At 71.8% G+C, this 14,201-nt stretch carries 13 protein-coding genes and 1 pseudogene; 12 read left to right on the top strand and 2 right to left on the bottom strand.

From position 1 onward, the window contains the following. From AB0C38_RS46290 to AB0C38_RS46255, 8 genes and pseudogenes are all read left to right on the top strand, one after another. Positions 1-183 (top strand): annotated as a pseudogene (locus tag AB0C38_RS46290) (HNH endonuclease); the annotation flags it as partial. 794 nt (positions 184-977) lie between these two features. Then, on the top strand, positions 978-2,141 hold the full coding sequence (locus AB0C38_RS46285; protein ID WP_360686914.1) for a trypsin-like serine protease: 1,164 nt from the start codon (positions 978-980) through the stop codon (positions 2,139-2,141). 59 nt (positions 2,142-2,200) lie between these two features. Next, positions 2,201-2,731 (top strand): hypothetical protein, encoded by a 531-nt coding sequence (locus tag AB0C38_RS46280; protein ID WP_360686911.1) that lies wholly within the window; start codon positions 2,201-2,203, stop codon positions 2,729-2,731. A gap of 20 nt (positions 2,732-2,751) precedes the next feature. Next, on the top strand, positions 2,752-4,296 hold the full coding sequence (locus AB0C38_RS46275; RefSeq protein WP_360686908.1) for a tachylectin-related carbohydrate-binding protein: 1,545 nt from the start codon (positions 2,752-2,754) through the stop codon (positions 4,294-4,296). A gap of 12 nt (positions 4,297-4,308) precedes the next feature. Continuing rightward, positions 4,309-6,183 (top strand): FG-GAP-like repeat-containing protein, encoded by a 1,875-nt coding sequence (locus AB0C38_RS46270; RefSeq protein ID WP_360686905.1) that lies wholly within the window; start codon positions 4,309-4,311, stop codon positions 6,181-6,183. 150 nt (positions 6,184-6,333) lie between these two features. Beyond that, a complete protein-coding gene (locus AB0C38_RS46265) occupies positions 6,334-8,085 on the top strand; it encodes an arabinofuranosyltransferase (protein WP_360686902.1) in 1,752 nt (583 codons plus the stop codon). Positions 8,086-8,132: 47 nt separating this feature from the next. Next, positions 8,133-8,576 (top strand): YdeI/OmpD-associated family protein, encoded by a 444-nt coding sequence (locus AB0C38_RS46260; protein WP_360686900.1) that lies wholly within the window; start codon positions 8,133-8,135, stop codon positions 8,574-8,576. Next, positions 8,576-9,052 (top strand): aminoglycoside adenylyltransferase, encoded by a 477-nt coding sequence (locus tag AB0C38_RS46255; protein WP_360686897.1) that lies wholly within the window; start codon positions 8,576-8,578, stop codon positions 9,050-9,052. Before AB0C38_RS46260 ends, AB0C38_RS46255 begins: the two co-directional genes overlap by 1 nt. Here the strand turns inward: AB0C38_RS46255 and AB0C38_RS46250 are convergent. Together AB0C38_RS46250 and AB0C38_RS46245 are read right to left on the bottom strand one after the other, a co-directional pair. Next, a complete protein-coding gene (locus AB0C38_RS46250; RefSeq protein WP_360686894.1) occupies positions 9,049-10,512 on the bottom strand; it encodes a fatty acid--CoA ligase family protein in 1,464 nt (487 codons plus the stop codon). The genes AB0C38_RS46255 and AB0C38_RS46250 overlap by 4 nt on opposite strands. Before the next feature lie 31 nt (positions 10,513-10,543). After that, the gene (locus tag AB0C38_RS46245; RefSeq protein ID WP_360686891.1) at positions 10,544-11,533 is read right to left on the bottom strand and encodes a hypothetical protein; all 990 of its coding nucleotides are present in this window, start codon (positions 11,531-11,533) and stop codon (positions 10,544-10,546) included. A gap of 216 nt (positions 11,534-11,749) precedes the next feature. Here AB0C38_RS46245 and AB0C38_RS46240 point away from each other — a divergent pair, with 216 nt between their 5' ends. The 4 genes from AB0C38_RS46240 to AB0C38_RS46225 all read left to right on the top strand — a co-directional run bounded on the left by AB0C38_RS46240 (position 11,750) and on the right by AB0C38_RS46225 (position 14,192). Beyond that, entirely contained in the window at positions 11,750-12,094 is a 345-nt protein-coding gene (locus tag AB0C38_RS46240) for a WXG100 family type VII secretion target (RefSeq protein WP_086856673.1), read from the top strand. A gap of 17 nt (positions 12,095-12,111) precedes the next feature. Further along, complete coding sequence (locus tag AB0C38_RS46235) at positions 12,112-12,414, top strand: hypothetical protein (protein ID WP_020644701.1); 303 nt, start codon at positions 12,112-12,114, stop codon at positions 12,412-12,414. A gap of 99 nt (positions 12,415-12,513) precedes the next feature. Further along, the gene (locus AB0C38_RS46230; RefSeq protein ID WP_284750598.1) at positions 12,514-12,900 is read left to right on the top strand and encodes a hypothetical protein; all 387 of its coding nucleotides are present in this window, start codon (positions 12,514-12,516) and stop codon (positions 12,898-12,900) included. Next, entirely contained in the window at positions 12,897-14,192 is a 1,296-nt protein-coding gene (locus tag AB0C38_RS46225) for a WXG100 family type VII secretion target (protein WP_360686888.1), read from the top strand. The genes AB0C38_RS46230 and AB0C38_RS46225 overlap by 4 nt, the downstream gene beginning before the upstream one ends. The last annotated feature ends 9 nt before the right edge of the window (positions 14,193-14,201 follow it).

Raw genomic sequence — 14,201 nt, 5'->3', positions numbered from 1 at the left:
CCGACCGAGCTGGGCAATCTGGTCCTGATGTGCGCTCATCACCATCGGCTGTTGCATCGTTCGGGTTGGCAGGTCCGCATCGCTGCCGACGGTCTACCGGAGTTCTTGCCGCCGGTGTTCCTGGACAGGCGCCGAAAACCCAGGCGCAACAACCTCCACCAACCGTTGCCCTTCGCAGCCTGAGCATGGGAAAGGCCCGCAGCCACCGGCTACGGGCCTACACCCACGCCCCAAGCAATCCGCGCCTATCGGTGGGTCGCAAGCCCCCGCTCCGCACCTCAGGCCCCGCAACCACCCAACCGGCCAGCCACCCATCCGCAACCCACGCAAGCGACCAGCCACTCGGCCGTAAACCCAGTTCATTCAGAGCCTGCAAACGGGCAGCGCTTCCAGACCCCGGCCTGGACCATCCGCACCCGCGCCACGAGGCCGGGCTGACTCACCGGGACGCGGATGATCCACCGGGATCGCTCCTCAGCCACTCAGCGTCCGAGCCGAAAAGAATTGCGGATACGCCAAAAAGCGGTATGCGAACCGAGTAATTCACCCCTCTTCGCCGCCGCAGATGCGACAGGCTTTCACACACTAACCAAACATACCGTCCATCCGGAATGTGAGGTACATCACTGCCCCTTTCGGTAATACCGAGCCCACTTCCCCGATGGGATCACCGGGCGAGCGGCCGATTCCAGCACCATCCCGGAACCGGACAAAAGCCCGAGAGGGGACCTGGTCAGCGCGGTTGCGACCACCGTCACGGTGGTTGCGACGTTCGGCGTATGGACAGGTCAGGTGGGATCGACTAGGGGAGGGAAAACCGGTCGGGGGGAAACCGGCTGTCTCACGGGGCTCGTCTTCACATCATTCGACCGAACGCGCCATTTTCCGGTGAGCGAGACATCGCTCACCGGCTTGTCACGCGTCGGCAAAAACGGCCCCTTCACGTTTTCACGCAAACGCATTTCAGAGGGGAATCGATGCCACGCGCACTCCGGAAGTCCGGCGCCGTCTTCGCCGTCCTGACCGCCGCGGGCCTGCTCACCGCGACACCCGCCCATGCCCTCACCGGTGGCACTCCGGCCGCCCAGGGCGACTACGCCTTCACCGCGCAGATCAGCGGTGCCCACGGCTGCACCGGTGCGCTGGTCGCGCCGCAGTGGGTGCTCACCGCCGCCGCCTGCTTCGGGCCGGCGCCGCTGCCGGCCGGGCCGCCCGCCACGCCCTACTCGGCGACCGTCGGGCGCGCGGACCTGACCGGGACCGCCGGGCACACCGTCAAGATCACCACCCTCGTGCCCGCCGCCGACCGGGACGTCGTGCTGGCCAAGCTGGCGCTGCCGATCGTCGACGTCGCGCCGGTGCCGCTGGCCACCCGCGCCCCCGTCGCCGGGGACGTCCTGCGGCTCGGCGGCTACGGCCGCACCGCCGACACCTGGGTGCCGGACCGGCTGAGCACCGCCACTTTCACCGTCAACGGCGTCAACGGCACCGCCCTGGACGTGACCGCGACGAGCGGGGACGCCACCACCTGCCTCGGCGACGCCGGCGGCCCGGCGCTGCGGGAGAACGGGCCGCAGGTCGAGCTCGCCGCGCTCAACACCCGCTCCTGGCAGCACGGCTGCTTCACCTCCACCGAAACGCGCCAGGGCACCACGGAGACCCGGGTCGACGACCTCGGCGCCTGGGTGGCCCAGGTGACCGCGCCGGTGGCGGCCGGCATCGTCGGCAAGGCCAGCGGGCAGTGCCTCGACCAGGACTGGTCCAACGGCCAGGCACACCCGACGCTGAACGCCTGGCAGTGCTGGACCCCGAGCGAGACCAACCAGCAGTGGAAGGTCACCTGGGTCTCCGGTGACACCGTCTCGATCGTCAACGCCCGCTCGGGCGAATGCCTCGACCAGGACTACACCGGCCAGCAGCCCCACCCGACCGTCAACGTCTGGCAGTGCTGGACCCCGCTGGGCGCCAACCAGACCTGGACCGTCCGGCCGCACTACGAGGACGGCACCGTTTCGCTCGTCAACAAGCGCAGCGGCCAGTGCCTCGACCAGGACTACACCGGCCAGCAGCCGCACCCCGCCGTCAACGCCTGGCAGTGCTGGGACCCGGCCACGGCCAACCAGCGCTGGATCCTCAACTAACCCTCCGCACCCGCCGGCCGGAACCCGATCCGCCGGCACGCACGAGAAGGACGAACACCATGCAGCTCACCAAGAAGCTCGCCGTCGCGGCCGCCGTCGCGGTCGGGCTCGCCACCGCCGGCGTCTGGACGGCCTCCGCGGCGTCGAACACCACCGCGGCCGACGACACCCAGCCCTCGCTCGTCGAGGACTACGCCTACCCCGGCGCTGCCCAGATCCTGGCGCAGTACAACGTCACCCTCGTCTCGGGCGACGGCCACATCATCTTCGCCGACTGCTCGACCCCGCCGGTGGAGAACGTCAGCGTGATGCAGGTCCGCTCCACCGAGAACGTCGGCACCAACGGCCTCGTCTGCTTCAAGGTGCTCTCCCCGACCGGGCACCTGGAGCTGCGCATCCCCGCCGTCTACGAGATCCGCGGCGACGGCCGGACCAGCGGCGCCGGGCACAAGGTCAAGGCCGAGGTCACCACCGACGCCGGCCAGCACTCCACCGTGGACGTCAACCCGAGCGGCAGCACGCAGGTCGGCATCGGCGCCAACCCGAACAACGCGCCGACCACCCTCCTCCAGCTCACCGCCGCGCCCTGACCCGCGAGCGAGGAAACCAGATGCGCAGAACCAGACTGACCGTCCTGTCCGCCGGCGTGCTCGCCGGCGGACTGCTGGCCGCCACCCCCGCCGTCGCCGTGTCCGGCGGCGCGGCGGTGCCGGCCGGCACCCACCCGTTCCTCGCCCGGATCACCACGCCGACGAAGGCGTGCTCCGGCGCGCTGATCGACCCGTCGTGGCTGCTCACCTCGGCGTCCTGCCTGACGCCGACCGACTCCGGCGCGGCGAGCGAGGCCGCCACCATCACCGTCGGCGACGTCAACCTGACCACCGGCGCCGGCTTCACGACGAAGGTGGCCAAGGTCGTCCGCAACCCGGGGCGCGACGTCGTCCTCGCGAAGCTGGCGGCCCCGGCGACCGGCGTCACGCCGGTGGCGGTCGCCACCACCGCGCCGCAGGCCGGGGAAACCCTGCAGGTGGCCGGGTTCGGCCGCACCGCGACGGACTGGGTGCCCGCCCGGCCGCGCGTCGCGCCGTTCACCGTGTCCGGCGTGAACGGATCCGCGGTGGCGGTTTCGTCGGCCGACGGGGTGGACACCTGCAAGGGCGACGCGGGCGGCCCGGCCTTCCGCCTGAACGGCGGGACCGCCCAGCTCGTCGCGCTCAGCAGCACTTCGTGGCAGCACGGCTGCCTCGACGTCACCGAAACCCGCCAGGGCGGCACCGAAACCCGGGTCGACGACCTCGGCGGCTGGATCCACCAGCACATCGTGCCGACGCCGGTGTCGTGCGCCACCTCCGGCGCGCCGATCTGGACGGCCCGTCCCGACGGCAGCCTCTGGCGCTACGTCCACTTCTCCGCCGCCGACGGCGGGCTGAGCTGGACGACGCCGGCCGGCGCGATCGGCTCCGGCTGGACCGGCCGGGTGCTGGCCGGCAAGGGCGGCGTGATCTGGGACATCCACCGCAACAACGGTTCCGCCGACCCGAACCCGAGCGGCACCCTCAAGCGCTGGGTGTACTCGACCAGCACGGGCTGGAGCGGCGGGAACGACGTGGGCAGCGGCTGGTCGCGCTACCTCACCCCCGAGTACGCGAACCGGGTCACCGTCGACCAGCAGAACCGCATCTTCATGATCGACGACCAGGGCCGGCTGAAGGTCTACCTCTGGGACGACGCCACCGGCTGGTGGGTCAACGGCGTCGGCGACGTCCTCGACACCGGCTGGGACCGGTTCGACTCGATCACCGCCGCCGGCGACGGCGTGCTGTACGTGCGGAAGCCGACCGGCGAGCTGTTCCGCTTCCAGTACGACTTCGCGACCTCGGCGTGGGTCGAGCGGAGCAAGCCGGCCGGCGTCGGCTGGCAGATGTTCAGCGAGATCTTCTCCCCCGGGGCCGACATCCTGTACGGCCGCGGCAGCAGCGGCACCAGCCCGTTCACCGGCCAGCCCGGCCCGGTCCTGCGCTGGTACCGCCACTCCGACAACACCGACACCTGGGCCCCCTCGGGTCCGGACGGCATGGGCGTCACGGTCGGCTCGGGCTGGAACACCGAGCTCCACGTGACCGCCGCACCGGACTCCTGCAAGCTCACCGGCTAGAACGGAAGACACATGCGCACGACCCCCCGAAGAACCGCAACGATCTCGGCGGCGGTGATCGTGGCCGGCCTGCTGGCCGCGGGCCCCGCGGCCGCCGTCCCCGGCGCCGCGGCCACGAACGCCGGCTTCGCCGCCAAGATCACCACGGACGGCCGCGCCTGCAGCGGCGCGCTCGTCGAACCCAGGCTCGTCCTCACGGCGGCGAGCTGCTTCCCCACGAACCCGCCGGCCACGCCGGTCAGCGTCACCGTCGGGAGCCACGTCGCGAAGGTCACGACGGTGCTCCCCCGCACCGACCGCGACGTCGCGCTGGTCCGGCTCGACACCACGATCACCGACGTCACGCCGCTCAAGCTCAGCGCGGCCGAGGGCGTGCCGGGCGCGTCCGAGCAGCTGACGCTCACCGGCTGGGGCCGGACGGCCACCGACTGGGTGCCGAACGAGGCCCACAGCGGCACGTTCACGGTCGCGACGAGCAGCGTCACGACGCTGTCGCTGACCGGGTCCGCCGACGCCTGCAAGGGCGACGCCGGCGCCCCGGTGTTCCGCGCCGACGGCACCCTCGCCGCGGTGGCCGGCAAGTCCTGGCAGCACGGCTGCCTCGGCGAAACCGAAACCCGCCAGGGCACGACCGCCGCCCGGGCCGACGACCTGAGCGGCTGGATCCGCGACGAGGCGATCGTCGGCACGGCGAAGGCCGTCGGCCACGGCGTCACGCTGTCGTGGACCCCGGTCGCCGGCACCGCGACCTACTCGGTCTACGCCAGCCCCAACGGGGCCCCGGTCCCCGCCGCCGAGCTGTTCATCGGCTCGACGTCGGGGACGACGCTCCTGCATTCGGCGACGTCCCGGAAGACGTGGTCGTACCTCGTCGTCGCCTCCACCGGCGGGATGAGCGCGCCGTTCACGGCGAAGACCGGAGCGCGGTCGCTGACCGACTTCACCGGTGACGGCAAGGCCGACATCGCCACCTTCACCCGCGGTTCCGCCGGCGACGTCTTCGTGTCGGGCTCGGACGGGGCGAAGTTCACCGGCACCAGCGTGCAGTGGCACGACCGGTTCGCGGTCGGCGCCGAGATCCCGCTGTCCGGCGACTTCAACGGGGACGGCAAGGCCGACGTCGCGACGTTCGCCCGCGGCAGCACCGGTGACGTCTACGTCGCCCTTTCCGACGGGACGAAGTTCGACGGCAACGGAGTGATGTGGCAGGAGTACTTCGCCGCCAACAGCGAGACGCCGATGGTCGGCGACTTCAACGGCGACGGCAAGGACGACATCGCCACCTTCGTCCTCGGCACCGCCGGTGACGTCTACGTCGCGCTCTCCGACGGCACCAAGTTCGGCGCGAGCGCGCTGTGGCACGGCGACTTCGGCTTCGGCACCGAGCTCCCCGCGGTCGGGGACTTCAACGGGGACGGCAAGGACGACATCGCGGTCTTCACCCGCGGCAGCACGGCCGACGTCTACGTGGCCCTGTCCGACGGGTCGAGGTTCGTCGGCAATGCCGTGAAGTGGCACGACAGCTTCGCCTGGAACAGCGAGCTGCCCGCGGTCGGGGACTTCGACGGCGACGGCAAGGACGACATCGCCACCTTCACCCGCGGCACCACGTCCGACGTGTTCGTCTCGCTCTCCGACGGCACGAAGTTCGTGGGCAACAGCGTCAAGTGGCACGACGCGTTCGGCTACGACGGCGAAATCCCCGCGATCGGGGACTTCACCGGCGACGGCAAGGACGACATCGCGGTCTTCACCCGCGGCACCGCCGCCGATGTGTACGTCGCGGTCTCCGACGGCGCCAAGTTCGTCGGCAACGGCGTCAAGTGGCACGACAACTTCGCGTACAACAGCGAGGTTCCGCTCCCCCGGGCGATCACGATCATCTAGGGGACCGGGAAAGGCCCTGGCCGGACGCACCGGCCAGGGCCTTTCGCGTGGTTGGTAAGCTGCCGCCGAGCGGCCGATCGATCATCACCGGAGCCGCGAGTCCCGTGCGTCACCCGGGCCTCCCCTTTCGGCACAAGGAGCTTCCCGCAGATGAGTACGGTCGTCGCCGAAGAGACTCCCGCACCGCCGGCCGAACCGGTCGAGAACGGCGGGCGCGCACGGCTCTGGAACTGGCTCGCGCTGGGGCTCACCGTCGCGGTGTTCGCGGTGCTCGCGTGGAACCGGCGCTGGATGAGCGACGACGGCCTGATCGTCCTGCGCACGGTCCGCCAGATCCTCGACGGCAACGGCCCCGTCTTCAACATCGGCGAGCGCGTCGAGTCCAACACCAGCACGCTCTGGACGTACCTGCTGCTGGCGTTCGCCTGGATCCCGGGGCTGCGGCTCGAGTGGCTCGCGGTGATCCTGGGGCTGCTGTGCTCGACCGGCGGCCTGCTCTTCGCCCTCGACGGCGCCCGGCGGCTCATCGGGACCGCGCGGCCCACGTTCGTGGTGCCCGCCGGCGCGCTCGTGCTGATCGCCCTGCCGCCGTTCCGCGACTTCGCCACCTCCGGCCTCGAGACCGGCCTGATCACGCTGTGGCTGGGTGCCACCTGGTGGCTGCTCGTCCGGCACGCGCGCAGCGCCCCGGCCGGCCCGGTGTGGGTCACCGCGCTGGTGATCGGCCTGGGCGTGCTCGTCCGGCCCGACCTGGCCCTGTTCAGCGCGGTCGCGGGCCTCGGCCTGCTGGTGCTGGAGTGGCGCGGGTGGCTGCGTGCCGTGGCGTGGGTGGCCGTTGCGGCGGCCCTGCCGGTCGCCTACCAGATCTTCCGGATGGGCTACTACGGCCTGCTCACGCCGAACACCGCGCTGGTCAAGGAGGCTTCCAACACGCTGTGGAGCCGCGGCTGGGCGTACCTGCGCGACTTCGCCGACCCGTACTACCTGTGGGTCCCGCTCGTCCTGTGCGTGCTCGCCGGCGGCCTGGGCCTGGTGCGGAAGCGGATCGACCGGCGGGTCGCGGTCGTCGTGGCCGTGCCCGTGCTCGGCGCGATCGCCCTGGCGCTCTACGTGATCCGCGTGGGCGGCGACTTCATGCACGGCCGGATGCTGCTGCCCGCGCTGTTCAGCCTCGTGCTGCCGGTGATGGCCGTCAAGCTCACCCGGGCGACCGCGCTGCCCGCCCTCGCGCTCGGCGCCTGGGCGCTGGTCGCCGCGGGCTGGCTGCGCACCGACTACACCAAGCTGGCCGAGCCGATCAACGAGACGCTCGGCATCGCCGACGAGCGGGCCAGCTACGTCGCCGGCAGCCACCACGTCCACCCGATCCTCGCCGAGGACTTCGACCAGTTCACGGTGATCACCCGCCCGATCGACGCCCTCCTGGCGACCGATCCGAGCCCCTCGGTCTTCGTGCCGGCCAAGGACGGCAGCTGGCACCGCTACCCGTCGTCGAACGGCCACGGCATCGTCACCTTCTTCAACATCGGCGGGCCCGGCCAGCTCCTCCCGCTGGACATGTGGGTCCACGACCCGATCGGCCTGTCCAACCCGGTCGCCGCGCACACCACGCCGTACGCGGGCCGGCGGATCGGCCACAACAAGTACGCGGGCATCGACTGGGAGGCGGCCCAGTTCGGCCAGGGGACGGTGCCCACCGAGCCGGGCGCGCAGGGCGACTTCGCGCCGGAACGCCTCGACTCGATCCGGCGCACCCTGGCCTGCCCGCACAACCAGGAGATGCTCGACTCGGTCCGGGCGCCGCTGACCTTCGACCGGTTCTGGCAGAACCTCGTCCACTCCGTCGGCCGCACCGGCCTGCGGTACGACCACGACCCGGCCGTCGCCCAGTCCTGCCGCTGACCCGCGGTTACCCGGCCGGTGCGGCCTTCTCGCGGCATACTCGCTCCATGAAGTTCCGCACGCAGGTACTGCTCGGCGGCAAGACGGCGACCGGCCTGCCGGTGCCCGCCGACGTCGTCGAGGCGCTCGGGTCCGGCAAGAAGCCCGCGGTCACCGTCACGCTCGGCGGCCACTCCTACCGCACCACGGTCGCCAGCCGCGGCGGCCGGTTCCTCGTGCCGCTGAGCGCCGAGAACCGGGAGCGGGCCGGGGTCGCCGCCGGGGACGACGTCGAGGCCGAGATCACCCTCGACACGGCGCCGCGCGAGCTGGAGATCCCGCCCGACCTGGCGGAAGCGCTCGCCGCCGACCCGGCCGCCAAGGAAAGGTTCGAAAGCCTGTCCTACAGCGCGAAACAGCGGTTCGTGCTGCCGATCGGCCAAGCCAAGGCCGAGGAGACTCGGCAGCGGCGCGTCGCCAAGGTGATCACGGACCTGCGCGCCGGGAAGTGATGGACGCCCGCACCGTCCTGCGGGTGCTCGAAACCCTGGCCCCGGCCGAAGTCTGGCTCGCGGGCGGCTGGGGCATCGATGCCCTCCTGGGCCGCCAGACCCGCGAACACCGCGACCTCGACCTGCTGCACCGCCGGGAGCAGGAACCCACCGTGCTCACGGCGCTGGCCGCGCTCGGCTACCGCGAGACGCTCGACCTGCGCCCGGTCCGGTTCGTGCTCTCCGACGGCCGCACCGAGCTGGACCTGCACCCGCTGGTCTTCGCCGAAGACGGCTCGGCCGTCCAAGCCGCCCCCGACGGCACTTTTCCTTACCCCGCCGACTGTTTCGTCACCGGGCAGGTCGGCGGCGTCGAGGTGCCGTGCGTGTCGGTCGCCCAGCAGGTCTTCTTCCACCAGGGGTACGCCCCGCAACCGCACGACCTCGCGGACATGCGCCACCTCCGCGAGGCCTTCGGGGCCACTACCCACTTCTAGTCCACTACGGACGCCCGCAGCGCCGCCTTGTCCGGCTTCCCCGACGGCGCCACCGGAACCGACGAAACGACGCTGAACCGCGCCGGCACCGCGGCCTCCCCCAGCTCGGCCGCCACACCCTTGCGGACCTTGTCCAGGTCGGGCGAGCGCCCCGGGACCGGCACCACGAAGGCGACCGCGGCCTCGCCGGTGTCCGCGTCCGGCACCGCCACGACGTAGGCCTGGTCGACGTCCGGGTGCGCGGCGATCGCCTGCTCGATCGGGCCGGTGTAGTGGATGATGGCGTTGACGATCACGACGTCCCGCGCGCGGCCGGACAGGTGCAGGTACCCCTCGGCGTCGAGGTGCCCGAGGTCCTGGGTGCGCACCCAGCCGTCCTCCAGCACCTCGGCCGTCGTCGCCTCGTCACGCCAGTAGCCCGCGAACGCCGATGGCGTCCGGACCCGGATTTCGCCTTCCGTCCCGGCCGGCACCGGCGCGCCTTCGGGGTCGCGGACCTCGATCTCGACCGTGTCGCAGGCCGTCCCGACGGAACCGGGGCCATCACCGGCCCGGCAGACCGTCAGCATGCCGGTCTCGGTCTGGCCGTAGGCGTGGTGCATCGCCGGGCCGATCAGCTCGGCCGCCTCGGCCAGCTTGTGCGGCGGCACCGGCGAGCCGGCCACGATCAGCGTCCGCAGGTCACTCAGGTCGACGTCCTCGGCGCGCAGCACGTCCAGGACCTGGTGCAGCCGCGGCACGGTCATCAGCGCCGCGGTGACCTTCAGCCGGGGTAGTACCCACGGGAAGTCCGGGAGCTCCGCCGGGATCACCGCCGTCCCGCCGGCGAACAGGCACAACGCGAGCTGTTCGAGCATCACCGCGCTGGTGAGCGTGCCGAACAACAGGAACCGCCCGAACCCCGCGCCGAGCCGTTCGTGCGCCGAGCCGGGCACCGGGGCCCGCCACACCCGCGCTTCGCTCAGGGCGCGGTAGCTGAAGGCGACCCCCTTGGGGACACCGGTGCTGCCGCTGGTGAACACGACCGTCGCGATGTCGTCCGGCCGCCCGCACGGCTCGGGTTCTTCGTAGGTCCCCAGCAGCTCCGGCCCGACCCGCAGGATCAGCGCCCCGGCGACGGTGCCGAGCAGCTCCGGCGACTCCGAAGCCTCGTCGACGACCAGCGCCCGGACGTCCCCGACGACGTGCCGCAGCTGCGGCACGGGCAGGCCGGGCCGCACCCCGACGACCCGGCAGCCGAGCACCTGGGCGGCGATGATCGCGGCGAACCCCTCCGCGGTGACGGCGGTGGCGATGCCGACGCCGTCACCCGGCCCCAGCCCGGCCGCCCGCAGGCCCGCGGTGAACCGGCCGATCAGCTCCCGCAGCTCGCGACGCGACGTGACGCGCGAGCCGTGTTCGAACGCGGGAACCTCCGGGGCGCGCCCCAGCTCGTCCAGCAGTGCCTGCGGGTGGACCATCTCGACCGCCTTACGTCCGGGGGCTCCCGGTCTACCGAGCGGATCTCAGAATTTCGGCAGAGAAGTCCGCCCGCGCGGGCCGGACCCGCAGCGACAGGGCCGCGGACACCGTGACCACGGCGATCAGCCCGCCCGCCGCGGTGAGGGTCCAGAAGTCGGGGTGGACGATCGACTGGCCGCGCTGGGCCTGCCAGGTGAGCAGCACGAGCAGCCCCGCGTACCCGAGGCCCGCGGTCCGGACCAGCCGGCGGCGGACGACCTCGGAGCCGAGCAGCGGGTACCGGCGGGCCAGCAGCAGGAGCCCGAACGCGACCAGCGGGAGCACCTGCAGGCCGTGGATGCCGACGAAGTGCGGGATCCGCATGTCTCCGCCGACGGTGCTCCAGCCGAGCACCGGCAGCCCGGGGCCGCCGTCCTCGACGCCGACCGAATGCGCGCCGAACGTCGACGGCTTGCCACCCGCGTCCAGCACCGCCTGCTGGGCCGGGCTCGGCGAGAACATCAGCATCGCGACGCCCATCCCGGCCAGGGCCAGGCCCGTCCCCCAGCGCAGCGCGGAATTCAGCGCGCTGTCCGGGAGGCGCTGGAACAGCAGCAGGACAACCACGGCCGCCGTCATCAGCCAGGCCGCGTACGCACCCCCGGCGACGACGTTGTTGATCGCGACGTCGGCCGGCGTCGCCTTGTTGAAGTGGAGCGTGGTGCCGCGGAAGATCATCTGCACCACGATCAGCCCGACGTCGAGGCCGATGCCCACCGCGAAGACCGTGCCGAACCACCAGCCGGCCCGCCGGCCGCGGCGCACGTGCGTCAGCAGCCAGGCCAGCGTCAGGGCGTACGCACCGATCGAGACCGAAAACTTGAACGGCTTGAGCCAGATCGGGGCGTTGACCAGTGTGCGATCATCGACCAGCACCCCGAGCACCGACGCCGCGCACAGCACCCCCATCACCCCGGCGAGCACCACCAGCGGGCGGTGCCACGACCGGAGCGTGACCAGCGGATTTCCCTTGTCTGCCATGGCATACAGCCTGGCCGGAGCGGCGGTCACGGGCACTGGAGCGCGCCCCCGTCCGGGGGTGGGGCGGCCCCTACCGTGGCCCTGTGGGTATAAGTGCCGTCAGTACGACCGGCAGTTGTGCCGTTTGACCACACCTTCCTCTTTCCTAGCGTGACATTCACACCGCGCGGACCACCGCGCCAGGGGTATTCGCTTCAGGAAGGAGGTGGCCCGTCCATGTCCAGTCCGGGATTCCAGGCAGATTCCGCTGCCATGACGCGCGCCGTCCAGGGTTTCGAGGAAACCGCGACGAACGCCAAGTCCACGATGGCCAGCTTGGAGTCCGAGCTGACCGAGGCGCTCCGCAACTACAAGGGTGACCAGGCCGTGGCGTTCTGGGACCTGCAGCGCCGGCTCCAGGAGAAGATGACGGTGGCCGTGAAGGAGCTCGACACCATGTCGCAGCTCGTCCACACCAGCCACCAGAACTACGGCCGCGGCGACGCCGACGTCCACCAGAGCTTCCAGGGGGTCGGGAACTCCCTCGAGGGCTCGGGCGTGATCCCCCGCCTCAACCCCTGACCTGAGAGGACAGATCGATGGCCGACGTCGTCGAAATCAACTTCGCCGCGCTGCAGCACAGCTCGGCGTCCCTGGCCGCCAAGGCCAAGGCCCTCACCTCGCAGCTGGAGCAGCTGCACCAGAACCTCCAGCCCATCACGGCGACCTGGTACGCCTCCGGCAGCTCCGCCGGTGACGCCGCCCGCCAGTCGGAGACCCGGCTGCGCCAGGCCACCGCGGACATCGTCGCCATCATCGCGCAGTTCGGCGGCAAGGTCGGCGAGGCCCACGACCTCCAGCAGTCGCTGGAGAACCGCAACCAGGGGCTGTTCGCGGGCTGATCCGCGCCCAGACGTCGGTCGGCCGGTGCGGGAAACCCCCCGCTCGCACCGGCCGACCGGCTTTCCCTCATATCCCACGTGCGAGAGAGCCGGGACCCGATGCACGACCAGTCGTACTACGTCCACCTGGAATCGCTGAAGGACTTCGTGCGGGAGCTGGAGACCCAGATCCACGCGATGGCCAAACCGAACGACTTCCTGCTCACCCTCGGCGAAGAGCCGCTGTTGTTCGGCGAGTTCGGCGAGGCCGGGTCGCTGGCCGACGCCCACCGCGCGGCCGTCTCGGAGATGCAGGGCCTGCTCGACCAGGTCCGCAGCGCGATCGGGTTCGCGCAGGACGTCACCACCACGGTCGCCGACGGCTACCAGAACGCCGATGAGGCGGTCGCCGGGGACCTCCACACCTCGGGCGCCGTCACCGGCCTGCTCGACCCCGTGCTCGGCCTGCTCGGCCTGGGCGACTCGGACGGGAGCCGCAAGGGATGACGAACACCGCGCACACGAACTTCGCCGCGTACAGCCACCAGCAGCTGTACGCGATGCTTCAGGCCGGCGACCCGAACAGCGCGCGGCACGCCGCCGACAAGTGGAAGTCCGCCGCACTGCACCTGCACGAGCAGTCCCACAACCTGAACTCCGAGCTCACCGAGTTCAAGGACCAGTGGACCGGTGGCGCCGCCGACCAGTACCAGCACATGATCGTCGACCTCGCGAACGGCATCTCCAAGGTGGCGCAGACCGCCGAGGCGATGAACGTGATGCTCGACGACGCCGCCGACGCGCTGGTCAAGGCCAAGAAGGAGATGCCGCCGCCGGTTTCGGTGCCGGACGTCTCCCCCGCCGACGTCGCGCTCGCGGTGAACCCGCCGCTGCTGCCGCCGGACTCTTCGCCCGCCGTCGTCCAGGCCGCGGCGCAGCAGCGCCAGCAGGCCATCACGAACGTCGAGGCGCAGCAGTCCGCCGCCAACGCCGCCGGGTCGGCGCACGGCCGGGCGATCGTCGTGATGACCCAGCTGGCCGGCGAGTACACGACCGCCGAGGACGCGATCCCGGCGTCGCCGAACGCCGTGCAGACGCCCACCGCCCCGCCGGCCGGCGGCGGTGCCGGGAGCGCGGGTTCGCCCGGGCTCGTCGGCAACGGCGTCACCGATCCCGGCGTCGTCGTCACCCCGACCGACGGGCACCCGCTGCCGTCGACGGGCACGCCGCAGCAGCCGGGCACCGTGCCGACGTCGAACCCGCTGTTCGGCGACATGTTCACCGCCGGGCTCGCCGCGGCTTCGGCCGCCGCGTTCGGCCGGTTCGGCTCGATCATGCCGAAGGTGCCGTCGTGGGCCACCGGCAAGGATCCCAAGGACGGCAAGGAAGACGGGTCCGGCACGAAGCTCGGCGGCGGCGGTGCCGGCGTCGAGGGTGGTGCCGGTGGCGGCATCCCGATCGGCGGGGGTGACGCGCCGTCGATCGGCGGCGGAGTGCCCGGTGGCGCCGGGATCGGCGGCGGCGCCGACGGCCCGGCGGCGCACTCGGGCCTGGCCGGCGACGGCGGCGCGGGCAACGCGCTCAGCGGGCTCGCCGGCGGCGCGGCCGGAGCCGCGGGTGCGGCGGCCGCCAAGGGCGCGATGCCGATGATGCCCATGATGCCGATGGGCATGGGCGGTGGCGGCGACATGGGGTCCGGGCGCCGGATCCCGGCGTGGCTGGTGGAGACGGAGAACGTCTGGGGTCAGTCGGCCCCGGTCGCGCCTCCGGTGATCGGCGAAGAGCCGGAAGCGTACTGAATCACTCAT

The sequence above is a fragment of the Amycolatopsis sp. NPDC048633 genome (assembly GCF_040650695.1).
Lineage (GTDB): Bacteria > Actinomycetota > Actinomycetes > Mycobacteriales > Pseudonocardiaceae > Amycolatopsis.
The sequence above is the reverse complement of the archived record's forward strand: the minus strand, read 5'-3'. Positions and strand labels throughout refer to the sequence as shown.